23 protein-coding genes and 1 pseudogene are annotated in these 25635 nt (G+C 63.4%); 13 read left to right on the top strand and 11 right to left on the bottom strand.

Annotated features, from left to right (window positions below):
• From ureC to L6D64_RS24615, 4 genes are read right to left on the bottom strand one after another with little or no spacing between them, the layout of a single operon-like run.
• Nucleotides 1-1704, bottom strand: a complete 1704-nt coding sequence (gene ureC / locus L6D64_RS24630) for an urease subunit alpha (RefSeq protein WP_176510116.1) — start codon at nt 1702-1704, stop codon at nt 1-3.
• On the bottom strand, nt 1701-2018 hold the full coding sequence (locus tag L6D64_RS24625) for an urease subunit beta (protein ID WP_176510117.1): 318 nt from the start codon (nt 2016-2018) through the stop codon (nt 1701-1703). Before L6D64_RS24625 ends, ureC begins: the two co-directional genes overlap by 4 nt.
• A gap of 19 nt (nt 2019-2037) precedes the next feature.
• Nucleotides 2038-2340: an urease subunit gamma gene (locus tag L6D64_RS24620; protein WP_027916767.1), complete on the bottom strand. Its 303-nt coding sequence runs from the start codon at nt 2338-2340 to the stop codon at nt 2038-2040.
• Nucleotides 2341-2349: 9 nt separating this feature from the next.
• A complete protein-coding gene (locus tag L6D64_RS24615) occupies nt 2350-3183 on the bottom strand; it encodes an urease accessory protein UreD (RefSeq protein ID WP_176510118.1) in 834 nt (277 codons plus the stop codon).
• 272 nt (nt 3184-3455) lie between these two features.
• Between L6D64_RS24615 and L6D64_RS24610 the strand changes: the two genes are divergently transcribed.
• The 5 genes from L6D64_RS24610 (at nt 3456) to L6D64_RS24590 (ending at nt 7609) form a co-directional block, all read left to right on the top strand.
• Nucleotides 3456-3833: a glyoxalase superfamily protein gene (locus L6D64_RS24610; protein ID WP_176510119.1), complete on the top strand. Its 378-nt coding sequence runs from the start codon at nt 3456-3458 to the stop codon at nt 3831-3833.
• The gene (locus tag L6D64_RS24605; protein ID WP_176510120.1) at nt 3830-4195 is read left to right on the top strand and encodes a hypothetical protein; all 366 of its coding nucleotides are present in this window, start codon (nt 3830-3832) and stop codon (nt 4193-4195) included. The genes L6D64_RS24610 and L6D64_RS24605 overlap by 4 nt, the downstream gene beginning before the upstream one ends.
• A gap of 199 nt (nt 4196-4394) precedes the next feature.
• The gene (locus tag L6D64_RS24600) at nt 4395-5414 is read left to right on the top strand and encodes a branched-chain amino acid aminotransferase (protein ID WP_176510121.1); all 1020 of its coding nucleotides are present in this window, start codon (nt 4395-4397) and stop codon (nt 5412-5414) included.
• 145 nt (nt 5415-5559) lie between these two features.
• Complete coding sequence (locus L6D64_RS24595) at nt 5560-6240, top strand: response regulator transcription factor (RefSeq protein ID WP_054887312.1); 681 nt, start codon at nt 5560-5562, stop codon at nt 6238-6240.
• Nucleotides 6218-7609 carry a sensor histidine kinase gene (locus L6D64_RS24590; protein WP_176510122.1) on the top strand — a complete coding sequence of 464 codons (1392 nt, stop codon included), beginning with the start codon at nt 6218-6220 and terminating at the stop codon, nt 7607-7609. Before L6D64_RS24595 ends, L6D64_RS24590 begins: the two co-directional genes overlap by 23 nt.
• A gap of 133 nt (nt 7610-7742) precedes the next feature.
• Here L6D64_RS24590 and cysS read toward each other — a convergent pair whose 3' ends face one another.
• Entirely contained in the window at nt 7743-9125 is a 1383-nt protein-coding gene (cysS, locus tag L6D64_RS24585) for a cysteine--tRNA ligase (RefSeq protein ID WP_176510123.1), read from the bottom strand.
• A gap of 9 nt (nt 9126-9134) precedes the next feature.
• A complete protein-coding gene (locus tag L6D64_RS24580) occupies nt 9135-10838 on the bottom strand; it encodes a glutamine--tRNA ligase/YqeY domain fusion protein (protein ID WP_054887315.1) in 1704 nt (567 codons plus the stop codon).
• A 248-nt stretch (nt 10839-11086) separates the two neighbouring features.
• On the opposite strand from L6D64_RS24580, the gene L6D64_RS24575 reads away from it, so the two are divergent.
• Together L6D64_RS24575 and L6D64_RS24570 are read left to right on the top strand one after the other, a co-directional pair.
• Nucleotides 11087-11587 carry a peptidylprolyl isomerase gene (locus tag L6D64_RS24575; RefSeq protein WP_176510124.1) on the top strand — a complete coding sequence of 167 codons (501 nt, stop codon included), beginning with the start codon at nt 11087-11089 and terminating at the stop codon, nt 11585-11587.
• Entirely contained in the window at nt 11584-12306 is a 723-nt protein-coding gene (locus L6D64_RS24570; RefSeq protein WP_176510125.1) for a UDP-2,3-diacylglucosamine diphosphatase, read from the top strand. Before L6D64_RS24575 ends, L6D64_RS24570 begins: the two co-directional genes overlap by 4 nt.
• A 121-nt stretch (nt 12307-12427) precedes the next feature.
• On the opposite strand, the gene pvdQ is transcribed toward L6D64_RS24570, so the two are convergent.
• Nucleotides 12428-14746, bottom strand: coding sequence for a bifunctional acylase PvdQ (pvdQ, locus tag L6D64_RS24565; protein ID WP_176510126.1), 2319 nt, complete (start codon nt 14744-14746; stop codon nt 12428-12430).
• Nucleotides 14747-14941: 195 nt separating this feature from the next.
• Here pvdQ and L6D64_RS24560 point away from each other — a divergent pair, with 195 nt between their 5' ends.
• Nucleotides 14942-15316, top strand: a complete 375-nt coding sequence (locus L6D64_RS24560; protein ID WP_176510127.1) for a fe2+ zn2+ uptake regulation protein — start codon at nt 14942-14944, stop codon at nt 15314-15316.
• Between the two features lie 34 nt (nt 15317-15350).
• Here the strand turns inward: L6D64_RS24560 and L6D64_RS24555 are convergent, their stop codons facing one another.
• Nucleotides 15351-15539, bottom strand: a complete 189-nt coding sequence (locus tag L6D64_RS24555; RefSeq protein ID WP_003248064.1) for a hypothetical protein — start codon at nt 15537-15539, stop codon at nt 15351-15353.
• Nucleotides 15540-15687: 148 nt separating this feature from the next.
• Here L6D64_RS24555 and L6D64_RS24550 point away from each other — a divergent pair, with 148 nt between their 5' ends.
• The 4 genes and pseudogenes from L6D64_RS24550 (at nt 15688) to L6D64_RS24535 (ending at nt 18114) form a co-directional block, all read left to right on the top strand.
• The gene (locus L6D64_RS24550) at nt 15688-16146 is read left to right on the top strand and encodes a hypothetical protein (RefSeq protein WP_176510128.1); all 459 of its coding nucleotides are present in this window, start codon (nt 15688-15690) and stop codon (nt 16144-16146) included.
• A 230-nt stretch (nt 16147-16376) separates the two neighbouring features.
• A complete protein-coding gene (locus L6D64_RS24545) occupies nt 16377-16757 on the top strand; it encodes a Mor transcription activator family protein (RefSeq protein WP_176510133.1) in 381 nt (126 codons plus the stop codon).
• A 63-nt stretch (nt 16758-16820) separates the two neighbouring features.
• Nucleotides 16821-17495 (top strand): DUF2589 domain-containing protein, encoded by a 675-nt coding sequence (locus tag L6D64_RS24540; RefSeq protein WP_176510129.1) that lies wholly within the window; start codon nt 16821-16823, stop codon nt 17493-17495.
• A gap of 83 nt (nt 17496-17578) precedes the next feature.
• A pseudogene (locus L6D64_RS24535) lies at nt 17579-18114 on the top strand (DUF2589 domain-containing protein).
• A gap of 8 nt (nt 18115-18122) precedes the next feature.
• Here L6D64_RS24535 and L6D64_RS24530 read toward each other — a convergent pair.
• From L6D64_RS24530 to L6D64_RS24520, 3 genes are read right to left on the bottom strand one after another with little or no spacing between them, the layout of a single operon-like run.
• Nucleotides 18123-21797: a translocation/assembly module TamB domain-containing protein gene (locus tag L6D64_RS24530; protein ID WP_176510130.1), complete on the bottom strand. Its 3675-nt coding sequence runs from the start codon at nt 21795-21797 to the stop codon at nt 18123-18125.
• Complete coding sequence (locus tag L6D64_RS24525; protein ID WP_176510134.1) at nt 21794-23536, bottom strand: autotransporter assembly complex protein TamA; 1743 nt, start codon at nt 23534-23536, stop codon at nt 21794-21796. The genes L6D64_RS24530 and L6D64_RS24525 overlap by 4 nt, the downstream gene beginning before the upstream one ends.
• Nucleotides 23537-23589: 53 nt before the next feature.
• Nucleotides 23590-24240, bottom strand: a complete 651-nt coding sequence (locus tag L6D64_RS24520; protein ID WP_176510131.1) for a GNAT family N-acetyltransferase — start codon at nt 24238-24240, stop codon at nt 23590-23592.
• A gap of 164 nt (nt 24241-24404) precedes the next feature.
• Here L6D64_RS24520 and xthA point away from each other — a divergent pair, with 164 nt between their 5' ends.
• Nucleotides 24405-25220: an exodeoxyribonuclease III gene (gene xthA / locus L6D64_RS24515; RefSeq protein WP_176510132.1), complete on the top strand. Its 816-nt coding sequence runs from the start codon at nt 24405-24407 to the stop codon at nt 25218-25220.
• The last annotated feature ends 415 nt before the right edge of the window (nt 25221-25635 follow it).

The following is a 25635-nucleotide window of genomic DNA, read 5'->3' as shown; positions in this document are numbered from 1 at the left end:
TCAGAACAGGAAATAACGCTGGGCCAGCGGCAGTTCGCTGGCCGGCTCGCACACCAGCAACTCGCCGTCGGCGCGTACCTGGTAGGTCTGCGAGTCGACTTCGATCACTGGCTGCAAGGTGTTGTGGACCATGTCGGCCTTGCGCACCCGGCGGCAGCCGTGGGCCACGCCGATCAGGCTCTGCAGCCCCAACTCCTGGTGCAGGCCACGGTCCATGGCGGCCTGGGGCAGGAAGGTCATGCGCGTGGCGTGACGGGCCGCACCCAGGCCACCGAACATCGGCCGGTAGTGCACTGGCTGCGGCGTTGGAATCGAACCGTTGATGTCGCCCATCGGCGCGGTGGCGATCATCCCGCCCTTGATCACCAAGGCCGGTTTGACCGCGAAGAACGCCGGCGACCAGAGCACCAGGTCAGCCAACTTGCCCACTTCCACCGAACCGACTTCATGGGCGATACCGTGGGTCAATGCCGGGTTGAGGGTGTACTTGGCGATGTAGCGCTTGACCCGGAAGTTGTCACTGTATGCGCTGTCCGGCGCCAGCGGGCCGCGACGCAGCTTCATCTGGTGCGCCACTTGCCAGGTGCGCAGCACCACTTCGCCGACCCGGCCCATGGCCTGGGAGTCGGACGAGGTCATGGCGAAGGCGCCCATGTCGTGGAGGATGTCTTCGGCGGCAATGGTCTCGCGGCGGATGCGCGACTCGGCAAAGGCCACGTCCTCGGCAATGCTCGGGTCCAGGTGGTGACAGACCATCAGCATGTCGAGGTGCTCGTCGACGGTGTTGACCGTGTACGGCAGGGTCGGGTTGGTCGAGGACGGCAGCACGTTGGCCTGCCCTGCTGCACGGATGATGTCCGGGGCGTGGCCGCCACCGGCACCTTCGGTATGGAAGGTATGGATGGTGCGGTCACCGATGGCAGCCAGGGTGTCTTCGATGCAGCCCGACTCGTTCAAGGTGTCGGTGTGGATCGCCACCTGGATATCCATCTCTTCGGCCACACCCAGGCAGCAATCGATGGCGGCCGGGGTCGAGCCCCAGTCCTCGTGCAGCTTCAGGCCCACGGCACCGGCGGCGATCTGCTCGCGCAGCGCTTCGGGGCGCGAGGCGTTGCCCTTGCCCAGCAGGCCGATGTTGATCGGCAGGCAATCGGCGGCCTGGAGCATCCGCGCCAGGTACCAGGGCCCGGGCGTGCAGGTGGTGGCATTGGTGCCGGTGGCCGGGCCGGTGCCGCCGCCAATGAAGGTGGTGACGCCACTGGTCAGCGCCTCATCGACCTGCTGCGGGCAGATGAAGTGAATGTGCGAATCGATGCCGCCGGCGGTGACGATCTTGCCCTCGGCGGCGATCACCTCGGTACCTGGGCCGACCGGCACGGTCACGCCCGGTTGCACGTCGGGATTGCCGGCCTTGCCGATGGCAGCGATGCGCCCGCGCTTGACGCCGATATCGGCCTTGACGATGCCCCAGTGATCAATGATCAGCGCATTGGTCAGCACCAGGTCCATGGCCTCGGCCGCGAGCATCTGGCCTTGGCCCATGCCGTCGCGGATGACCTTGCCGCCACCGAACTTGACCTCTTCGCCATAGACGGTAAAGTCCTTTTCGACCTCAACCCACAACGCGGTATCGGCCAGGCGAACGCGGTCGCCGACGGTGGGGCCGAACATGTCGGCGTAGGCCCGACGGGAAATACGGCTCATGCCTTACCCTCCAGTGCGCCATTGACCTTGCCCTGGAAGCCGTACACTTCACGCTTGCCGGCGTAGGCTACCAGCTGCACGGTGCGCGCCTGGCCCGGCTCGAAGCGTACGGCGGTGCCAGCCGGTATATCGAGGCGAAAACCACGGGTCGGTTCACGCTCGAACACCAGCGCATCGTTGACCTCGTAGAAGTGGTAGTGCGAACCGACCTGCACCGGCCGGTCACCATGGTTGGCCACGCTGACGCTGACCGTGTCACGGCCGACGTTGAGTTCGATGTCGCCAGCGGCGACCTGAATTTCACCTGGGATCATGCTGGGCTCCTGCTGCAGGTCAGACGATAGGGTCGTGCACGGTCACCAGCTTGGTGCCGTCGGGGAAGGTCGCCTCGACCTGCACGTCATGCAGCATCTCGGCGACGCCCTCCATGACCTGCTCGCGGCCAATCACTTCGCGGCCCAGGCTCATCAGCTCGGCCACCGTGCGGCCATCGCGGGCGCCTTCGAGCACCGCAGCGCTGATCAGCGCCACCGCCTCCGGGTAGTTGAGCTTCAGGCCACGGGCCAGCCGCCGTTCGGCCAGCAGCGCGGCGGTGAACAACAGCAGTTTGTCTTTCTCTCTCGGGGTCAGCTCCATGGCGCTCTCTCAAGTGGCCCAGATGCGCGGCGGGCATGCAGCCAGGCCGAGAACGGCCGGGCGCAGGGCATGCCAGAGGCGCTGCAGGGTGTGTTGCAGGTGTTGGTTGTCGTGATCGAGCAGGCGGACCACCAACAGCGAACCGAGCAAGGTGGCGCCTGCGGGGGTATCCAGTTCATCGAGCAGCGCGCGCACCTGCTCCAGCACGGCCGGGGTCGCAGGCGCTGCGCAGAAGGTGGCGACCAGCGGGTGGCCGCCGACCTTGGCCAGTTGCCCGCCGGCAATGCGCAGCCGCTCGTGCAGGCCGGGGTCGCCGGGCAGCTCGATGCACAGGCGGCTGTCCAGTGCACCCTGCTCGAAACGCTCGTTCATCACCGGCCGGCCCAGGCACAGGGTTTCCCAGGCCAACAGCTTCGCCCCCGGTTCCAGGGTGAAGCGGCTGTCGAGGCTGGCGCGGGCGCCGTTGAACAAGATGCTGTCCTGCGGCAGCCATTCCAGCGTGCTGCCGGCCTGCAGGTGGAAGCGCTGGGCCAGCCGGGCGGTGGGGCCGATGCTGCGGTAGAACTTGCTGGCACCCGGCATGGTCAGCAACGCATGGCTGCCCGGCTCGAGGTGGATATCCAGCTCCAGCCGGTCACCGGCAACGATGCCGCCGGGCGGGTGCAACACATACACGTGGCACGGTCCACCCTCTGGGTAGAACGGGCGCTGCACCAAAAGCGGGCCGAAATGCCGGCGCGCACCAATGCGGGTCACGCCATTGCGCTCGACGAAGCGCAACTGCAAGTGCGCGCTCCAGCCGGCGTCCTGCTCCGATGGTTCGATCTGCTCCGCGAGCGACATCCTGCGGCCCCTTGATATCCGTGGCCTGACGGCCGTTTTGAGGGTCATGCGTGGCCTTTTCGGGCAACCGCAGACTGACCACTCGATCAAATTTCGCTGGCTGGATATAGCAGGTTGCGGGCCAACTACGCAGGTGAATGAAGATGAAACCTTCACGGCGACGGCTCTGGCATGGGGCATATGGGGTTACATCGCACATTGCCGGGGCGGCACTTGGCCCTGTTTCGGTGCTGCGCTACAGTCTCTGTTTTACCTACGGCCAAGGAACCGCCATGCCCCTCGCCCCTGCCATTCCGGTCCTGCGGATTTTCTCGGTCGACAAGGCCAAGGAGTTTTATCTCGACTTCATGGGCTTTCAGCTCGACTGGGAGCACCGCTTCAGCCCGGACCTGCCGCTCTACGCGCAGATCCACCGGGACGGCCTGATCCTGCACCTGAGCGAGCACCACGGCGATGCCTGCCCAGGCTCGACCGTGTTCGCCCGCACTGAAGACCTGCGCGCACTGGAGCGGGAACTGCTGGACAAGAAGTACGGCTACGCCCGCCCCCAGGCCGAGCGGGTGGACTGGGGGTTGCAGATGCAGATTCGCGACCCGTTCGGCAACCTGTTGCGCTTCTGCCAGCAGATTGATGATGAGAGCGCTCAATGAAAGCCCTGAGAAAACGCGACCTGGCGCGCCTTGAGCGTGAGCTGGTCGCCTGCCTGACTGACGCTTGCGAAGCCGCCAAGGCAGAGATCGTAGGGTTCAGCTGGCTGACCCATCGGCTGGCCCCGGATGACTTTCCGGCTAGCTTGCGCATTACCTGGGTGTTCGAGCGTGAGGCCGAAAAAGCAGCAGCGTTGGCTGGGGAAACCATGGCACGCATGCTGGCGCTGACGACACAGGCGCTCGATGAGGCCGGTGTGAAGCTGGACCACGTTGCCTGGCATGTACGATTCGACAGTGAAGAGGCCTGTAATCGCAGCCATGCTGGCGATTGGAGTCGACGGCTTGCGGGTGCCAGCCGATAGAGGTTCAGCGCCTGTGAGATCGAGCGCCGCGCGGGCGGCGCTCGATCTCACAGGCCATGAAAAACCACCGTCATACACCTGCCAGCCCCCCAATTCGTGACTGACCGTTCCCGATCCGCGATGGATGTATTATCGTGGCGAGGTGCGCATATAACAGCAGCCCGAGCGATCGGGCACTTGCAAGACAATCGAGGGTGTCATGAGTAACGAAAGCATTAACTGGGACAAGCTGGGTTTCGACTACATCAAGACCGACAAGCGCTACCTGTCCGTATGGCGCAATGGTGAGTGGGACAAAGGCACCCTGACCGAAGACAACGTGCTGCACATCAGTGAAGGCTCCACCGCCCTGCACTATGGCCAGCAGTGCTTCGAAGGCCTCAAGGCCTACCGTTGCAAGGACGGCTCGATCAACCTGTTCCGCCCAGACCAGAACGCCGCCCGCATGCAGCGCAGCTGCGCGCGCCTGCTGATGCCGCAGGTGCCGACCGATGTCTTCATCGAAGCGTGCAAGCAAGTGGTCAAGGCCAACGAGAAGTTCGTCCCGCCGCACGGCAAAGGCGCCCTGTACCTGCGCCCGTTCGTCATCGGCACCGGCGACAACATTGGCGTGCGCACCGCCCCCGAGTTCATCTTCTCGATCTTCGCCATCCCGGTTGGCTCGTACTTCAAGGGCGGCATGAAACCGCACAACTTCCAGATCTCCAGCTTCGACCGTGCCGCCCCTCAGGGCACTGGCGCAGCCAAGGTCGGTGGCAACTACGCGGCCAGCCTGCAGCCAGGCGCCGAGGCCAAGAAGGCCAACTTCGCCGACGCCATCTACCTCGATCCGCTGACCCATACCAAGATCGAGGAAGTCGGTTCGGCCAACTTCTTCGGCATCACCGCCAACAACGAATTCGTCACCCCGAAATCGGCCTCGGTACTGCCAGGCATCACCCGCCTGTCGCTGATGGAACTGGCACAAGCGCGCCTGGGCCTGACCGTGATCGAAGGCGACGTCGAGATCAACAAGCTCGACCGCTTCGTCGAAGCCGGCGCTTGCGGTACCGCTGCGGTGATCACCCCGATCGGTGGTATCGAATACAACGGCAAGCTGCACGTGTTCCACGATCTGGAAAAGGTCGGCCCGGTCACCCAGAAGCTCTACAACGAGCTGACCGGCATCCAGAGCGGCGACGTCGAAGCGCCAGCCGGCTGGATCGTCAAGGTCGCCTGAGACGCTGCACCACGCTGATCGACGGGGCATGCCAGACACTGGCATGCCCCGTTTTGTTTTACCCGGCGTAGATGAATTTTTCTTAAATCGCCGTTTGGCTATTCTTTGGCACAATCAAGTCTCCAATAGACGCCCAGGAACGAGCATGCCACGCGTACTGACCATCGAAGACGACGCCGTCACCGGCCAGGAAATCGTCGCCGAACTCTCCAGCCACGGCCTGGAAGTGGATTGGGCCGACAACGGCCGCGAGGGCCTGGCCAAGGCCATCGCCGGCGGTTACGACCTGATCACCGTAGACCGGATGCTGCCCGAGGTCGATGGCCTGACGATCGTCACCACCCTGCGCAACCTGAAAATCACCACGCCGATCCTGATGATCAGCGCCCTGTCCGACGTGGATGAGCGCGTGCGCGGCCTGCGCGCCGGCGGCGACGACTACCTGACCAAGCCGTTCGCCTCCGACGAAATGGCGGCACGGGTCGAAGTGCTGTTGCGCCGCAACAGTGTACCGATGACCCAGACCCGCCTGCAGGTCGCGGACCTTCAGCTGGACCTGATCAGCCACGAAGCCCGCCGCGGCGAGCAGACCCTCAACCTGCTACCCACCGAGTACAAACTGCTGGAATACCTGATGCGCCACAGCGGCCAGGTGATCACGCGGATGATGATCTTCGAGGAAGTCTGGGGCTACCACTTCGACCCGGGCACCAACCTGATCGACGTGCACATCGGGCGCCTGCGCAAGAAAATCGACTCCCCCGGCCAGTCGCCGCTGATCCGTACGGTACGGGGCTCGGGCTATGCCATTGCTGAACCCGTCTAAGGGGTGGAGCTCGTCCACCAGCCGCCTGCTGGCGCTGTACAGTTTCCTCTTCGTGGCCTGGAGCAGCATCCTCATGGGGGTGCTGTATTTCGAGGTGTCCAGCTACCTGAACAAGCTGACCCGCCACTCGATGCTGCAGCGCCAGCACCTGTTCGCGCACATGAGCGGCAAGCAGCTCGACGATGCCCTGGTCGCCAGCCAGGCGTTCGAAGAACGCAGTTTCGATGCCTATGGCCTGTTCGACGCTCAGTTCAACCCCGTGGGCGGGCGGATTCGCGCGATCCCCCCGGACCTGGGCCTGGACGGCAAGGTGCACGAACTCAAGCGCTGCCTGGATGCCGATGACCCGCACATGCCACGTGACAGCTGCGATGCGGTGGCGATCAAGGTGCAGGATGGCCGTTGGCTGGTACTGTTCCGCGACAATGGCTCGCTGTTCGTGGTCACGCGCATCATCCTGCATGCCTTGCTGTGGGGCATCTCGCTGACCCTGATTCCGGGGTTTGCCGGCTGGTACCTGCTACGCCGCCGCCCGCTCAAGCGCATTCGTGCCATTCAGGCCCAGGCCGAGCTGATCGTCGCCGGCGACCTCACCCACCGCTTGCCACTGTCAGCGCGCCGCGATGAGCTGGACATGCTGGCCGATATCGTCAACGCCATGCTCGACCGCATCGAGCGGCTGATGCATGAAGTCAAAGGCGTCTGCGACAACATCGCCCACGACCTGCGCACGCCCCTTACCCGCTTGCGGGCCCAGCTTTACCGTATTCGTCAGCAAAGCGCGCACGATTCACCACAAGCCGAAGCGCTGGACCAGGCGATTGGTGAGACCGATACGTTGATGGCACGCTTTCGTGGCTTGCTGCGCATCAGCGAGCTGGAAGACCGCCAGCGCCGCGCCGGCTTCGTTCAGCTTGATCCGCACGACTTGCTGGTGGAACTGCACGACTTCTATCTGCCGCTGGCCGAAGATGGCGGCATTCGCCTCAACCTGGAACAGCCGGCCCAGTTACCGGCGCTGCACGGTGATCGCGAGTTGCTGTTCGAAGCACTGGCCAACCTGGTGGGCAATGCCATCAAGTTCACGCCCGAAGACGGCCGGGTTGCCATCAAGGCGACTGAGGATGAGCTGGGGGTGCACATTGCCGTCGAAGACAGCGGGCCGGGGATTCCCGAGGAGGAGCGCGCTGCGGTGCTGAAGCGGTTCTATCGCAGCGAGGAAGGCCACCGCCATTCCGGGTTCGGGCTGGGGTTGTCGATCGTTGCCGCGATCGTCGACCTGCACGGGTTCGGGCTGGAGATTGGCGAGAGCGAGCTGGGTGGGGCGAAACTGGTGTTGCACTGCCCTTTGGCCGGTTTGGCCAAGTAAAGCTGGGGCCGCTTTGCGGCCCATCGCGGCTAAAGCCGCTCCTACAGGGACTGCACAACGTTAGCATGCTGCGCGGTCCCTGTAGGAGCGGCTTTAGCCGCGATGGGCTGCAAAGCAGACCCCGTTACGCCGATCAGTCAGCCAGACGCCAGGTAGTAGCGCCCTTGCTGTCTTCCAGCACCACACCCATGGCCGTGATCTGGTCACGGATACGGTCGGACTCAGCCCAGTTCTTGTCCGCACGCGCCTGCAAACGCGCCTGGATCAAGGCTTCCACCTCCGCCGCATCGACCTTGCCTTCGGCGCCGGCACGCAGGAAATCATCGGCCTCCAGCTGCAGCACACCCAGCACATCGCCCAGCTCACGCAGGCGACCGGCCAGGCCCGCCGCCGCATCGACATCGCTGTCACGCAGGCGGTTGATCTCGCGCACCAGGTCAAACAGCACGGCGCACGCTTCCGGGGTACCGAAGTCGTCGTTCATCGCCACGCTGAAGCGCTCGACGAACGCCTCGCCACCCTTGGCGGCAACCCGCGGCAGGCCACGCAGCGCGTGGTAGAAGCGCTCCAGGGCGCCCTTGGCATCGCGCAGGCTGTCTTCGGAGTAGTTGATGGCGCTGCGGTAGTGGCTGGCCACCAGCAGGTAGCGCACCACCTCTGGGTGATACTTGTCGAGCACGTCGCGAATGGTGAAGAAGTTGTTCAGCGACTTGGACATCTTCTCGCCGTTGATACGGATCATGCCGCAGTGCATCCAGCTGTTGGCGTACTGCTTGCCAGTGGCCGCCTCGCTCTGCGCGATCTCGTTCTCGTGGTGCGGGAACTCCAGGTCGCTGCCACCGCCGTGGATGTCGAAGCTCTCACCCAGGCAGCAGGTGGACATCACCGAGCACTCGATGTGCCAGCCCGGACGGCCCGGGCCCCACGGCGAATCCCAGTACGGCTCGCCCGGCTTGACGCCTTTCCACAGAACGAAATCCAGTGGGTCCTGCTTGGCCTCGTCGACCTCGATGCGGGCACCGATGCGCAGGTCTTCGATCTTCTTGCGCGACAGCTTGCCGTAACCGGCGAACTTGCCGACCCGGTAGTACACGTCGCCGTTGCCGGGCGCGTAGGCGTAGCCCTTGTCGATCAAGGTCTGGATCATCGCGTGCATGCCGGCGATATGGTCGGTGGCACGCGGCTCCAGGTCCGGCTTGAGGATGTTCAGGCGGCGCTCGTCTTCGTGCATCGCGTCGATCATGCGCGCGGTCAGGGCATCGAACGCCTCGCCGTTTTCGTTGGCGCGGTTGATGATCTTGTCGTCGATGTCGGTGATGTTGCGCACGTAGGTCAGGTCGTAGCCGCTTTTACGCAGCCAGCGGGTCACCAGGTCGAACGCCACCATGCTGCGGCCATGGCCAAGGTGGCAGTAGTCGTACACGGTCATGCCGCACACGTACATGCGCACCTTGTTGCCATCGAGCGGCTTGAAGGCTTCCTTGGTCTTGCTCAGCGTGTTGTAGATGGTAAGCACGGCGGTTCCTTAGCTGCCCCAGGAGTCACGCAGGGTGACGGTGCGGTTGAACACCGGGCGACCCGGCTGGCTGTCCTTGAGGTCGGCGCAGAAGTAGCCTTCGCGCTCGAACTGGAAGCGGTCCTCAGGCTGCGCCTGGCCCAGCGATGGCTCGGCGCGGCAGCCTGTCAGCACTTGCAGCGAATCCGGGTTGATGTTGTCGAGGAAGCTGCCGCCGTCCTCGGTCTTTTCCGGGTTGGCGGAGCGGAACAGGCGGTCGTACAGGCGCACTTCGCACTCGACACTGCCTTCGGCCGGTACCCAGTGGATCACGCCCTTGACCTTGCGGCCTTCCGGGTTCTTGCCCAGGGTGTCCGGGTCGTACGAGCAGCGCAGCTCGACGATGTTGCCGTCGGCATCCTTGATCGCCTCGTCGGCGCGGATCACGTAGCTGCCGCGCAGGCGCACTTCACCGGCGGGCTCCAGGCGCTTGTAGCCCTTTGGCGGCTCTTCCATGAAGTCGTCGCGGTCGATGTACAGCTCGCGGGCGAACGGCAGCACGCGCACGCCCATGTCTTCCTTCGGGTGGCGCGGCAGTTCAAGCTGCTCGACCTGGCCTTGCGGATAGTTGGTGATGACCACCTTCAGCGGGCGCAGCACGCACATGGCGCGTGGCGCGGTGCGGTCGAGGTCGTCACGGATGCTGAATTCGAGCATCGACATGTCGACCACGCCGTCGGAACGGTTGGTACCGATCATTTCGCAGAAGTTGCGGATCGACGCCGGGGTATAGCCGCGGCGGCGGAAGCCCGACAGGGTCGACATGCGCGGGTCGTCCCAGGCACTGACGTGCTTTTCGTCGACCAGTTGCTTGAGCTTGCGCTTGGAGGTGATGGTGTAGTTCAGGTTCAGGCGGCTGAACTCGTACTGGCGCGGGTGCGCCGGGACCGGCAGGTTGTCGAGGAACCAGTCGTACAGCGGGCGGTGGCCTTCGAACTCGAGGGTGCAGATCGAGTGGGTGATGCCTTCGATGGCGTCCGACTGCCCGTGGGTGAAGTCATAGTTCGGGTAGATGCACCACTTGTCACCGGTCTGGTGGTGGTGGGCATGGCGGATGCGGTACAGGATCGGGTCGCGCAGGTTCATGTTCGGCGAAGCCATGTCGATCTTGGCACGCAGCACGCGCTCGCCATCCTTGAACTCGCCGGCCTTCATGCGCGCGAACAGGTCGAGGTTCTCCTCGACGCCGCGCTCGCGGAACGGGCTGTTCTTGCCGGGCTCGGTCAGGCTGCCACGGTATTCCTTGGCCTGATCAGGGGTCAGGTCGCAGACATAGGCCTTGCCACGCTTGATCAGCTCAACGGCCCAGTCGTGCAGCTGGTCGAAGTAGTCGGAGGCATAGCGCACCTCGCCGGCCCAGTCGAAGCCCAGCCATTTCACGTCGCGCTGGATGGCGTCGATGTATTCCTGGTCTTCCTTGGCCGGGTTGGTGTCATCGAAGCGCAGGTGGCAGACGCCGCCGAACTCCTTGGCCAGGCCGAAGTTGACACAGATCGACTTGGCGTGGCCGATGTGCAGGTAGCCATTGGGCTCCGGCGGGAAGCGGGTGACGATGCTGCTGTGCTTGCCCGAGTCCAGGTCGGCCTGGATGATCGGCCGCAGGAAGTTCGCAGGGACAGCGGGGGCGCCTTTGGCAGCGGCGTTGGGCGCGTTGTCGGCAGTGGGCTTGCTCATAGGATCCTTGAATGCACGTGTCCGGCCTGGGTAGGCCGATTGAATCAAAGGGCCTATCATAGCCGAAGCAGTCAAGCTGCTGACAGCCGGGCACCGACAAACTGGCGCGATTTATCGCGATCCGGGCAAAATGGCCGATGCGCACCATGAACCATGAACATGTGTCGCGGTTGCCCGATCCTGCGTCAGGTCATTGCACGCGCCCCGCGCACCCTATTTCCGAATGCCTTGAAAGAGCGAATTTCAGCATGTCCAAAGTCAAACTGAGCACCAACCACGGCGACATCGTTCTGCAACTGAACGCCGAAAAAGCGCCGCTGACCACCGAAAACTTCGTTCAGTACGTCAAGGACGGCCACTACGACGGCACCGTATTCCACCGCGTGATCAAGGGTTTCATGATCCAGGGCGGCGGTTTCGAAGCCGGCATGAACCAGAAGAAAACCCGCGCCAGCATCCAGAACGAAGCTGACAACGGCCTGAAGAACACCAAATACAGCATTGCCATGGCCCGCACCATGGAGCCGCACTCCGCCTCGGCGCAGTTTTTCATCAACGCCTCCGACAACGACTTCCTCAACCACAGCGGCAAGAACGTGCAGGGCTGGGGCTACGCGGTCTTCGGCGAAGTGATCGAAGGCCGTGAAGTGGTCGATGCCATCGAGAAGGTCGCCACCGGTTCCAAGGCTGGCCACCAGGATGTGCCAAAAGACGACGTGATCATCGAGAAAGCCGAGATCATTGAGTGATCCTGCTGATCTCCGATCTGCACTTGCAAGAAGAACGCCCGGACATCACCCGGGCGTTTCTTGATCTGCTCGACGGCCGCGCCCGTCACGCCAAGGCGTTGTACATCCTCGGTGATTTTTTTGAAGCGTGGATCGGCGACGACGCCATGACACCGTTCCAGCAGTCGATCTGCCAGGCCTTGCGCCAGCTCAGCGACAGCGGCACGGCGATCTACCTGATGCATGGCAACCGCGACTTCCTGATTGGCCAGGACTTCTGCACGGCCGCTGGCTGCACACTGCTGGCCGACCCAAGCGTGATCGAGCTGGGCGGTGAACCGGTGCTGCTGATGCATGGCGACACCCTGTGCACCCGCGACCTGGCCTACATGAAGATGCGCCGTTACCTGCGCAACCCGGTGAGCCTGTGGATCCTCCGGCACCTGCCGCTGGCCACCCGGCAGAAACTGGCGCGCAAGCTGCGCAGCGAAAGCCGTGCGCAGACGCGCATGAAGGCCACCGAGATCGTCGACGTCACGCCGGATGAAGTGCCGAAAGTGATGGCGGCGCACGGCGTACGCACGCTGGTGCATGGCCACACCCACCGGCCGGCGATTCACAAGCTGATGGTCGAAGGTGAACCGGCCCGGCGCATCGTGCTGGGGGATTGGGACCGACGGGGCTGGACCTTGCAGGTCGATGGGCAAGGCTTTGCCCTGGAGCCGTTCGAGTTCTCCTGACGGATTGAGTTGACTTCTTCGCGGGTAAACCCGCTCCCACAGCAATTGCACCGCCTGTAGCCTTGGTGCAGCCCTTGTGGGAGCGGGTTTACCCGCGAATAGGCCATGACAGGCTATCGCTTCAAGGCCGGCTGGCCACAGCCCCCTTGTCCCGCTCACTGATCACATACTGCCGATACTCCGGGTCCGCCTTGATCTGCGCCTCGGTAAACGGCAGCGCTGCCAGCTGCTTGGCCGAAAACGCCTTGGTCTGGTCGCTGAAGTGCGCCGAGCCGACTTCGCTGGACTGCGAGAACGCCAATAGCCCACGCGCCTGTGGCCCATCTTCAGTGAAACTCACCACCTGCAGGTAGCTGGTACCACTGACCACCAGCCGCTTGCCCGGCCCGTGCGGCACGCTGAACATCGCGTTATAAACCCCCAGCTGCTGCGGCCCCCCTGGTACAGGCGTGCCATCGGCGGCCTGCTGGATCTGCCCCCAGCGGCTGCCCTCCTCCACACCGGCCTTGGCCACTTGCTGCATCGATGCCAAGGCTGCTTCGCGCAACAGCTGGCGCACGGCCGCCTGCTCCACCGCCAGGCCACGCGGGGTGTGCTGCGGGTCTGCCGGGTCGAAGGCCACGCGCCAGCTTTGCGGCTGCTTGGCCATGGCCTCGACCATGTTCTGGAAATGCACCAGGCCGACACCACTGGTCAAATCGGCCTTGCCATTCCAGGCGGCGAGGCTGGCGCACACAGCCTGCAGGTCGGCTTCAGCCCCTTTGCACCACTGCAGCAGGTCGGGCAGCACCAGGCTGGCCAGGTAAACGTCGTCGTCCAGCACCATGCGCTGCAAGTCATCGACACCCAGCTTGGCGTTGCCTTGCAGGCGCTCGAGGGCAAAGCGGCCGCGCATGCCCAGTGGCTGGTCGCTGCGGCTGATCAACGGCGAGAAACCGGTCAACGGCTGGGCCGGGTTGGCCATCCAGGCTGGGTCGTTGGAGTTCTGCACGAAGTCGTTGCGCTCCAGGCTGGGCAGCATCCGCGCCGGGAAGATGCCAGGCTGCGCGGCCTGGGCATCGACCTTCCACTGGCAGGCGCTGCGCGACCCGTCCAGCACCACCAGAGGGCCTTGCACCGCCGCGTTGCTGCATTCGCTCAGCAGTTGCTGATCGACATAAGGCACCACGGACTGGTTCAGGTACAGCGCCGTGCCTGCGGCATCGACCGCCAGGGTGTTGACCCAGGGGATGCCCTGCAACTGTTCGATGGACCCCTTCAGGGCCTCCAGGCTGTCGGCAAGGTTGATGCGATACCACTGCTGCAGCACGCGCGTGTTGTCCAGGTTGGCATCGCGCAGGCTATAGGCTGCCTGGGTGTCCCAGTCCAGTCGCCCAGGCCACTGCACCACCGGCCCGAAACGGGAGCTGTAGACCTGGCGCTCGACCTGGCTGAGGGTGCCATCGGCGGCCTTGACCGTGACGCTCACGGTTTGCCGTGCCATCGGGATGGACTTGCCATCCTGCAGGTAATGGGTCGGATCCTTGGGGTCCAGCTGCAAGCGATACAGGGTGAAGTGCTTTGAGGTATCCACCGTGTGGGTCCAGGCCAGGTGGCGGTTGAAGCCGATGTTCACCACCGGCAGGCCAGGCAAAGCGGCCCCCATCACATCCAGCTTGCCTGGAATGGTCAGCTGCATCTGGTAAAAACGCATGCCACCCATCCACGGGAAGTGCGGGTTGGCCAGCAACAGGCCGCGGCCATTGGCCGAGCGTTGCGCCCCCACAGCCACCGCGTTGCTGCCGCGCTCGGAGGCGAAGCGCTGCTGCTGGGCCAGCGCCACGTCAAAGGCCGGGGTTGCTCGCTGGGCTGCCAGCCTGGGGGGCTGGGCGCCCGCCAGCGCTTCGGCGAACTGGCCCACGCCCCCTTCAGCCAGCAGGCGACGGGTCAGTTTGACCAGGTCCTGGCTGGTGATCGGGCGTACCCACTGGCCGTCGCCGCATTCGGCAGGCAGGCCTTGCTTGCGCCGCTCGGCCAAGGCGCGGTTGAAGCCGCTGGCATAACCCTCCAGCAATTCGCGCAGCTGCGCTGGCTGGGCCTGCATGAAGCCAGTGACTGCCGCCGGCGTGTTGAGCCAGCTGAAGAACAGGTCACTGGCGAGGTTGTCGCGTTGTTCGAGGGTCTTGGCCTGAGCGCCGAAATAGCGCGAGCGCTCACCGTTGACCGTCAGCACTTCATTGGCCAGCAAGCACAGGTTGTCCTGGGCATAGGCATAGCCAATGCCATACCCCAGGCCGCGCTCATCCTTGGCGACGATATGCGGCACACCAAAACTGGTGCGACGGATCTGCGCACTGGCATCAGCGCCGGTTTCCCGCGCCTGCACGGCTACGCTGGAGGCGACCAGGGCAGCCGCCAGGCTGGCACAGGTCAAGGGACGCGAAATTGACAACACGGGCATTCCTCGGATTCAGGGATCATTCCCGATCAAACGAACGGCTGGATGAAAATTTTACGCGCAGTGGCGCCGCGAACCGTCTTCAACAGACACCGGCAGAAAATTTTGCAGGCAGACGCTGCAGATTTGCCGTTCTCATTCGTCCTTAATCAGTGAGCCACCCATATTTCGGGACAGTCCACGAAAAGGAGCATTCACATGTACGACCCGCAACCCTCATTGCAGACCGGGCGCATTCCGGGGAAGGCGGCCATCGGCGCGGCCACCAGCGTGGACGAGCGTACCGGCAACGAGCAGATTCGCGAACTGCTGCGCAATTACGGCCTGCGCACCAGCCTCATTCGCCTGAAAGTGATCGATGCGCTGTACCACGCGGATCGCACCGGGCGCAGCATCGGCGTGCGCGGCGTGCATGCGCAACTGGAGCAACTGGATATCCCGTTGTCGTTCCTGAGCGTGCGCGAGGTGCTCAAACGGCTGTGCACAGAGGGTGTGATCAGCCTTGGCAGCGACAAGTGCTACAGCCTCAAGCCCGAAGCACGCGCCGTACTCGAACAGCCCTTGCCGCGCTGACTGCAGGCCGCCTGACGCTGCCGCCGGGCAGGCGTCAGGGCTTGACCTTGCGCCGCAGAATCCCGTTGATCACGACCACCACCACGGCAATCGCGATAGCCAGCATCTGGAAGGTCTGTTCACTGATCGTGCCTTGCTTCTGCAGATGCGACAGGCCCAGCATGAGGCCCAGCACCACCAGGATGATCAGAAGCGAATATTTGAGGCGCTGCACGTGGGTCATCGAAAAATCCTTCAACATCGGGGGTATTTGCTCACAACGAGCGGCGACAATGATACAACGTCAACGCCTTGCAGCGCTGCATTTCCTGCTTAGCATGGCAAGGCATGCCTGAAAGCATTGGGCTTCCTCAATCCATGCTGGAGGCACCATGCGCAGGTTCGCGCTGTTCATCATGCTGCTCGCGCCATCACTTCCCATTCAGGCCCTCGACACCGGCCAGGCGCCGCCTGAACAATTGCTCACACTAGGTGACCAATTGGCTGCCCATGCAGGGAGCAGCCAGTGGCAACAACTATGGCAAAGAAGCCGCGCAGCCGGGCACCTGCAAGCAAGGCCCGGTCACCCCTATTTCACCATCCCGCAGCCATTGCTGCCCGCACTGGCTCGCCAGGCGCTGGCACAGGCGGATCAGGTCGAACCCCTGGGCAAAACCGTCGCCCGCTACCGGCGGACCTTTCCCGACCGGGTCATCGGCATGCTCGATGACCAGCCATTGAACAGCCTCTGCCTGGAGATCGACTGGCGCACCTTGCCACACGGTCATCCGGATAACGCCCACGACTATCTTTCAAGTGCGAGCCTGCTGAACAGTTATCCGTGTGAATAAGGGTTCGGGCACTCACTAGCGCGATGGAAATGCAACCCAACGAGCAATCGGGCCTGCAAAGCAGTGTTGACGCAACGTCCTACATCCCGCGACATCCTTGCCTGCAAGCCCTGCTCACCAAAACTACAACTGCCAGCCCACTTGGCGCCTAGTCGCAACATTCGGCGCTCACCGAGAATTCCTCCATGCCAACGACAGGCATCGCGCTCCATCCACCGCGAGGAAGTCTTATGGAACTGCCAGATCTCACATCCATCGACATCGGCCAGTTACCGCATTCGTTGCAGGCCCTGATCGAATGCATCGGCCTTGAAAACGCCTACCAGTTGACCTGCGCCTACGGCGGCAGGCCCAAGTACATCCCCAAGCACCGAGCGCGCACCAAACTCGCCGACGTGCTTCCGGCAGACGCACTCGACGCCCTGATCAAGCGATTTGCCGGTGTGGCCCTGGAAATACCCAAGGCAGATCATTTCCTGAGGCAATTGCGCAATCTGCAAATCCAGAAAGAAAGCGCCGAAGGTTTGTCTCGCAGTCTGCTCGCCAACAAGTATGGGTTGAGCCTGCGACAGATTGGCAACATCCGGCGCCAGGAGCATGACGTTCGCTAATTATGAATGCGGCGCCAAACAACGGCCCTATCGAAAACTTGATATCCACACAGGGGAATACCCATGATAGATAACAGTCTCATCGGCTCCGTGATCAACTCGCTGCCAATGGATAAAATGATCGCTGCCCCGCTGCAGGCGATGATCAAGGCTCAAGTGAGTGCAAGCAAATCCTACGCTGACTTCCTCATGCAAGTGTGCATTCAGAATGGCAAGGCAGTCGCTATCCAGTTCGACTACGACGAAACGATCGTCAATGAGCAAGGCGAATACAAAGGTGTTGTCAGCAAAACCATGAAGGTGCCCCTGCTGGCAGCCATCACCCACCCGAATATCTCGATCATGGAGGGTAATGTAGCGTTCGAACTGACCATCAACCAGTTTGCCGAAGACAAGAGCACCAGCAAAAAAGAAGGCAGTCTGGAAGGCAAAGTGGGGTGGGGGCCTTTCAGCGTAAGCGTCAAGGGCAGTATCAGTAACCATTCCGAGCAAACACGTAAAACCGACACGACTGCCCGTTATAAGTTCAATACTCGAATCGCGCGCCAGGAACCGCCTGAGGCCATGATGAAAGTTATTGATTTCCTGGTAAGCGCAAGTACCAAACCTGTCGTGGTCAAAGGTGACGAAGCACCGCGCAGTCTCGAAAAGATATCCGACGCTGACGTTCTGAAGATCGACAATGCCGCGGCTGCCAATTCAGCAGCACCTGCTAATGCCAATACGGCAGCACCTTGAGCACTGCGTCATTACCCCCGCCGTCCGCGACGGGGGACCTTACGACAAAGAGGAAACTTTGAGTGGACACGTCACCCTCCCCCATGACCTCGCTTGACCTGCGCGATATCACTCGCGGCCTGCAAGAGGCCGCGGCGGCGACGAACAGCCTGATCGCGCAACAGTATATAAACCTCTTCGACCAGTTTTTCGATCTCGATGATCAGGCGCTGGGCGCCCCCATGAGGGCAAAGATGGTAGAAGTCGCCATGGACGACTTCCATATCATGCGTGTGCCCCTCTTTGCACTGGTATCCCCCAAAGGGCTGGCACTTGAACGCATGCAAGTCGACTTGTCGGTTCGTGTCAAAGGGACCGATAGAGTGCAGGACCTGAAGCAGAAGCGGAGAAAAACCCCGCTGCGAACTTCAAGGTATCCATAGGCTCGCAGGGGCGTCAGGGTGAAGCGCGCGACCCTGACGAAGTGCAGATTCGCATGCAGTTCCAGGCATGCGACCCCCCTGAAGCGCTGAACCGGCTGATTGAGCAGTACACCAACATGATCATTCCAGTACGCACTGGCCCTCCCCCTCCACCCAGTGACAGCAATGAATTCATCGAGGCCGCCACCGTACGCTGACGCGCCCCTCAGAAGTCGCGCTTGTAGAAGATATCCAGGGAGCTTGCCAGCCCGCTGGCAGCCTCCAGATAAACCTTCTTGCTCAACTTGTAACGCAGCGCAATGGTATTGGCCGGCTCGAACACCCCGACCCCGTAGCGCAAGCTGAGCTTCTCGGTCAGGTTGCCACTGGCCACCACGCTGGTGCTGTTACCGGAGCCTTCGGTATCCAGCTGGAAATCATCGATCCCCAGGCCCGAGGCCAGGCTGCCGGTAATCCCCGCACTGCCCGCCAGGCCCAGGCCCAATGCCGCTTCGGCAAGCATGTTGTTATCCTCACCAGAAGTCCCCAGCGGGCGCCCCAGCACCAGGTACGACAACGCCTGCTCCTGGCTCATGGCCGGTTCCGAGAACACCGTGGTGGTCGGTTGCTCGGCGCTGCCGCTCAGGCGGATACCGGCAATCACATCGTCGACCTTGCGGATGGCCTCGATATCCAGATAAGGCTGGTCGATCGGCCCGGCAAACAGCAACCGTGCGCGGCGAATGGTCAGGCGCTGGCCGTAGGCACGGTAACGACCATCGGCCAGGCTCAGTTCGCCACGGGTGTCCATGTTGTCGCCAATGTGCACATGGCCGAGCAGGTTGGCGGTCAGGCCGAAGCCGCTGAATGACAGCGTGTCCTGCCCCACGACCACGTCGATATCCATGGCCATCGCCATGGGCGGCTTGCCCTCTTCGGTCTGGTGGCCGACGATGACCGTGTCGTCCGAGACCTTGACGGTAGAAGGTGGCAATTCGCGCACAATGATCTTGCCCTTGGGTACCAGCACCTTGCCGGTCACCGCCAGCTTGTCATCGATCAGCCGCAGGTTCAGGTTCGGGGCAACTTCCAGTGTGGCGTAGGGCTCGACGGTCACGGGCAGTTGCTGGCCCTGCAGACGCAGGTCCATGCCCAGGGCCTGGCCCCAGGTCAGCTGGCCGTCGAGCTGGCCGCGGCCGGCATCGCCGCTGCGCCAGCCGCCGTTGATCTGCACCTGCTCGCCAGCGATCAAGGCCTGCAGCGACAGGTCCTGCAGGCTGACCGGCAGCTCGGCACCACTGACCTCGCCCCCCGTGAGCATCAGGTTGCCGATGACTTGTGGCGCCAGCAAGGTGCCGGTCAAGCGGCCGCTGCCATTCAACTGCCCGGCCAGGCGTTCGACCATCGGCACGAACGGACGGGCAATCGATACGTCCAGCCCCGCGAGACGGAACTCGCCCGACAGCGGCTTGTTCTTGCCCAGCGGATCGAGGCGCGTGTTCAGGCTCAGCTCCCCCAGGCGCTCACCGCGAAAATCCAGGCGCGTATCGACCCGGCGTGGCGCCAGGGTGCTGTCCAGACGCAGGGCCTGGTAAGGGAAGTCGATCCAGCGGCCGTTGTCGCGGACACGCAACGTACCGCCACTGGCATCGACACGGATGTTGCCCTTCGGGCCGCTGGCCGGAATGTCCAGGTTCACGTCGGCATTGAGCATGCCTTGCCAGGCGAAGTCCTTCGGCAGCCATTGCGCCAGGCTATCCAGCGGGAACTGCTTGAGGTGATAGCGCAGACGCGGCTCGGGCGCCAGCCGTTGGTCCTCGCCGCACAGGCTGGCCTGGCCTGAACGCCAGCAATGGGCACCGAAATCCAATTGGCCATTGGCCAGCCGCTGCAGGCGCGCCGGTGACTGCAGCTGCCAGTCCTGGCCACCGGCCTGGATCCTGCCGCTGGCCAGGCGACCACGCCAGTCACCCTTGCTCAGCTGGCCATCCAGGCCCAGGTCGAGCTTGAGTTGCGGACCGTCCAGGGCCAGGGTCAGCGCCTGCTGGCGGATATCACCCTTGCCGTAGGCCTGCAAGGTGCCCAGCACCGTGTCCCCCACGCGGATGCCGCTGGCCTTGAGGTCGATCACGCCCCGTTGGGCGCTGTCCAGACGCCCCTGCAGCTCGAGCCGCTGGAGGTGGTTTTCTTCCTGCGCCAGTTGCTGGCCCTGCAGGGTCAGGTTGCCTTGCGGTGCGTTCAGCGTGCCGCTGACGTCCAGGCGCCCTTTAACCTGCCCTTGCAGCCTCGGCCACAACTGGCCAAGCCGTGGCAGATCGAGGTCGACACGCCCGGCCAGGCGCTGCTGCAGGCTACCGCTACCGTTGATACGGTTATCGCCCAGTTGCACAGCCAGCGCGCCGAGCGTCCAGCTCTGCCCGGCCCCTTGGGCCTCGACCTTGAGCACCGCCGGCTGCCCGCGCAGGCGCCCCTTGAGGTCGAGCTGGGCATCCAGGCTGAGTTGTTCGCCCTTCATCTCACCCTTGCTGCGCAAAGGCCCGGCCAGGGTGCCCGGCAACTCGGCGAGCCAGTACGCGGGGTCCAGCGCTGACAACTGCAGGTCGACGTCCCAGGCCAGCGTATCGGCAAAGCGCACGGCGACACTGCCCGCCGCCTTGCCCTGCCCGGCGGTCAGCGCCAGCTGCGGCAGGCGCACCTGGCCCAGGTCACCCTGGAACGGGCTGGCCAGGGTGAATGCCCCTGCCGGGCCGTCGAGGTCACCGTTGAGGGTGCCCTGGTAGTTGCCATCCTGGTAGTGAACCTGGGCGATGAAACGCTTGAGGGTAACCTGCGGCGGCGTTTCCAGCGGGTATAGACGCAACCACGGAAAGTCCTGCCAATCCAGTTGAGCGTCGGCCTTCAGCGCCTGCTGCCAGTCAGCGCTGGCCTGCAGCTTGACGCGCTGGGTGTCGCTGGCTGTCAGGTCCAGGGCATCCAGCTTGGCGCCCTTGGCGTCGACCTTGCCGGCCAGCGCCAGTGCGATCGGTGCCTGTTCGGCCGGCAGGCTGGCGCTACCCGTCAGTTGATAGCCCTTGAGGAGATCGCCCTGGGCCTCCAGCACAAGCTGGTTGAATTGCAACGTGTCGGGCAACGAGCCCGTTGGTTTGAAGGCGTCGGCGCGTATCTGCAGCGTTGCCGGCAAGTGTTCGGCCAGGGCCTGTAGCGTCCCGTTCAGGCGGGCATCCAGGTAGCCGCTGCTGGTGGCGTCGAGGGTAAGGGTTTTCTGCAATTCACCTTTGGCGGTCAGGGCCAGTTGCCAGGCTTTGCCCTCCACCGCTGGCAACTGCACCTGGCCTTGAAGTTGTACCGGCCAATCGCCCTCAGGCTGCACATCGCCCTGCACCTGCACACGCAAATCGTCACGTTGCAACTGCAGGTTGTCGATGCGCAGGCCGCTCGCGGTCCAGTGCGCCGCCAGGTGCAGATCGCCGAGCAGATCACTGCCATCCAGGCGCAACTGCCCCACCTTCACCTCACCGACCTCGATCGCCACCGGCAAGCGCAGGGCGGGTAACTGCAGCGGAGCACTTTCGGCCGGTTGATCGCCTGGCGCGAAGGCCATGTCGACCCGCTGAGCCTGTAGCTGGTCGATACACAGCGTGGCGCGCATGAGGCAAGCGGGAGACCAGCTCAGTAGCGGCGCCTGCATCTGCACCGTGTTGCCGCCGTCGACCCAGCGCAGCTGGCTGGCCTGCCAGGTGCCTGCCAAGCGGCCCTGGAATGCTTCGACCGTCAGCCCTGGCACCCGGCCGAGCACCCAGCGGCTGCCGCCTTCGGTACCCAGTAACAGCCCCAGGGCCAGGGCCACCAGCAGCACACTGCCGAGCACGCCCGGCAGAACGAATTTCAACACACGCATCACAGCTCGGGCCCCATGGAGAAGTGCAGGCGAATACCGCCGTCGTCATCGAGCGCCTTGGCCAGGTCCAGGCGCAGCGGCCCTACCGGCGAAACCCAGCGCACACCAAAACCGACCCCGGTCTTGAGGCTGGGCAGTTCCAGCGTGTTGAACGCGTTGCCCTGGTCGATGAAGGTTGCCACCCGCCATTTTTCGGCCAGCGAATACTGGTACTCGACACTCCCCGCGACCAGGTAGCGCCCGCCAATGCGGTCACCGTCGCTATTCTTCGGCGAGAGCGTCTGGTAGTCGTAGCCGCGCACGCTCTGGTCACCACCGGCGAAAAAGCGTAGCGACGGCGGGATGTTGTTCTTGTAGCCGTTGGTGGCACTGCCACCGAACTGCACCCGGCCGAGGAAACGATGATTGTGGCCGAGCGTAGTCAGGCCCTTGAGCAGGACATTGCCGTGCAACAGGTTGGTATCGGACACCAGCCCCTCCTTGGCCACCTGGGTGTCGAACTGCAAGCGGTAGCCGTTGTGCGGGTCGATGCGGTTGTCACTGCGCAGGTAGGAAAAACTCACGCCCGGCATCAGCAGGTTGCTAAGACCCGAGTCATCGCCCAGGCGATACTCTTCGCGCTGGTACTTGAGCGAGACCACCCGCTGCCAGCCGCTGGCCAGTTTGCTGTGCCACTCCGGGCCGACGGTCAGCAACTTGCTGAGGGTGTCGGTGCCGGCAATTTCCTCGTTCTGGTAACCACCGGCGAAGCGCAGCTTGTCGGTCAAGGGTGGATCGAGCGGCACGTCGTACCACAAGCCCACGTTCTGCCGCGGCGCCGAAAGCTCGGTTTCCCAGCCATAACTATGGCCTTGCGGATTGACCCAGTGCCGTGTCCAGTTGGCCTTGCCACGCGGTCCCACGTCAGTCGAGAAGCCCAGGCCCAGGCCCATGGTGCGCGGTTTGCGGGTGTCGAGGCGCACGTCTACCGGGATGTCCTCGCCCACTGCCGCAGTGGGCGCGGCATCAACCCGCACGCCTTCGAAATAGCCACTCGATTGCAGGTCGTTGTTGAGTTGGGCAATCAGTTCGGAGTCGTAAGGCGTGCCGGGCTTGAACGAGACCATGCGCTGCAGCAGGTCTTCATCGAGCGGCGTGTCACCCGTGAATTTCACCGCGCCGAGGCGATAACGCGGACCACTCTGGTAAACCAGTTCGATATCGGCCACGCCGGCCTGAGGGTCGATCGCCAGGCGCTGGCGCGTGAAGTGGCCACTGAAGAAGCCATAACGCGAAGCCTGGTTCTGGATCAACCGCTTGGCATCTTCGTACGTGCCATGGTTGAGCTGTTCACCTGCCCGCAGGGCCCTGCTGTCGGGTATGCGAAAAGCTTTCATCTCGCTGGCCGGCCCTTCGATGCGCACCGTCACGTTGCGCAGGCGCACCGGCTCGCCGGGGGCGATCTCGATGATCAGTTGTGGGGGCTGGTCGGCCTTGGCTGGCGGCTTGACCTCGGTGTCGATCTGCGCCTGATAGTAGCTAAGGGCCTGCGCGGCCTTGCGCGCCTGCTCCTGGGCACCGCGACTGAAACGCAGCAGCGCTTGTTCATCGCGGTCTCCGAGGGTACCGATATAGCCTTCGACATTGGCCTTGAGTGCCTTGTTGGCGGGCTTTACCTTCACCAGCAACTCGCTCTGGCCCCATGCTGCAACACTGGCAGCCCAGAAAACCAGGCCCCAGGTAAGTCTTCCTGAATACGTCATGCGGCGCATGCTACCAGAGCCAGGCGCTCAAGGGAGGCGCCTGGCGGCACAGTTCAAGCAATTGATGACATGGATGACACTGGATTGGGATGAAAGAACACCCTTTCCCGGATTGGCCCTACAGCCACCTCCCCTATCTCTTCATAGCCCTGGCGCGCGTAAAAGGCCAGGTAATGCTCGTTGCCAGAGTCCAGCACCACGCCCTGGGTGTTGGGGTCTTCCGCGCACCAATCGTGAACAGCTTGTAACAATTGCTCGCCATAGTGACAGCCTCTAAATTGCGGATGCACCCCCAGCAGCGGCAGCATGTGCACCTGCCCGCTCGGCAGGCAGCTGGCCAGCGCTGCCTGGTAATCCATGTAGCGTCGGGTACAGCGCTGGCCGGTGCCCAGCAGCATGCGCAAGCGCCAGGCCCAGCTGTCGGCCACACCCAGGCGGCGTTGCGGCGGCACGATCAGGGCCATGGCGATCAGGCGGTCTTCCAGCAGCAGGCCGATGGCCGGCAGCTGCAGGTAAAAATGTTGACGTACCCACTCGCGCACCATCACCCGCAGCCGGCGCTCGTAGCCTGGGCGCTGGGCTTCGAAGATATAGGCAAAAGTCGGTTCGTGGCGGTAGGCGTGGTACAACAGCGAGCGTGCCTCACGGCTGTAGCCGTCATCGAGGGTGCAGATACGCGCCTGGGCGGCAGCGGTTTCGAGCATGGCGGGTCGTCCTCCTGGAAAGGGCATGTCAGTGCCTTGGAGGTGCTCCACTGCGCATCGTTCACCTCACCCAGCACGTTAGCAGTGCCGGGGCCTGGCCGCCATGCTGGTGATCATCGCCGATGTCGGCTAGCATCCGGCCTTTTACCAGGATTGTCTTTCCAATGAAGATCGTCTGTTTCAACATCAACGGCCTGCGGGCCCGTCCGCACCAGCTGGCGGCGCTGATCGAAAAGCACCAGCCGGACGTGATCGGCCTGCAGGAAACCAAGGTCAGCGACGATCAGTTCCCTCTGGCCGATGTCCAGGCGCTGGGCTACCACGTGCACTACCACGGCCAGAAAGGCCACTATGGGGTCGCCCTGCTCTCGCGCCAGGCACCGTTGACCCTGTTCAAGGGCTTTGCCACGGATGAAGAAGACGCCCAGCGCCGATTCATCTGGGGCACCTTCGCCGATGCCGACGGCAACCCGATCACGATCATGAATGGCTACTTCCCACAAGGGGAAAGCCGTGACCACCCTACCAAATTCCCGGCCAAGCAGCGCTTCTACAGCGACCTGCAAGCGTTGCTCGAAGGGCAGTTCAACAACGACCAGCCGGTCCTGGTGATGGGCGACATGAACATCTCGCCCCAGGACTGTGACATCGGCATCGGCCCGGACAACGCCAAGCGTTGGCTGAAGACGGGCAAGTGCAGTTTCCTGCCGGAAGAGCGCGAGTGGATGGAACGCCTCAAGGGCTGGGGCCTGGTAGACAGCTTCCGCCACCTGCACCCGGACGTGGCCGACCGCTTCAGCTGGTTCGACTACCGCAGCCGCGGCTTCGAGGACGAACCCAAGCGCGGGCTGCGCATCGACCTGATCATGGCCTCCCTGGGCCTGGTGCCGCGGATCAAGGCGGCCGGTGTGGACTATGAGCTGCGCGCGATGGAAAAGCCTTCGGACCATGCGCCGATCTGGCTGGAACTGAGCCAATAGAAGTTGGTGTTCGGCTCAATAGAGGCATTGTGGTCCTTAAGGTGCATGCCTTTAGGTTTGCAGCGCCTGTGAGATCGAGCGCCGCCCGCGCGGCGCATCGCGGGCAAGCCCGCTCCCACATCTGTTTCGGGCCAGTTATTCCTGTGCCGCCAACAGGGACCGCCTTGTTTGTATGGCGATGCATCTCGGTGGAAGCCGACAGGGTCCGACGATGCATCTCGGTGGAAGCCGACAGGGTCCGACGATGCATCTCGGCGGGCACAGATGCTGCTCCACCTGTCTCCAGTCATGCACCAAGGCGGTCCCTGTTGGCTTCACAGGAGAGATTGGCCCGAAACAGATGTGGGAGCGGGCTTGCCCGCGATGCGCCGCGCGGGCGGCGCTCGATCTCACAGGCGCTGCAAACCTAAAGGCA

The sequence above is a fragment of the Pseudomonas urethralis genome (genome assembly GCF_021602465.1).
Taxonomy (GTDB): domain Bacteria; phylum Pseudomonadota; class Gammaproteobacteria; order Pseudomonadales; family Pseudomonadaceae; genus Aquipseudomonas; species Aquipseudomonas vlassakiae.
The sequence above is the reverse complement of the archived record's forward strand: the minus strand, read 5'-3'. Positions and strand labels throughout refer to the sequence as shown.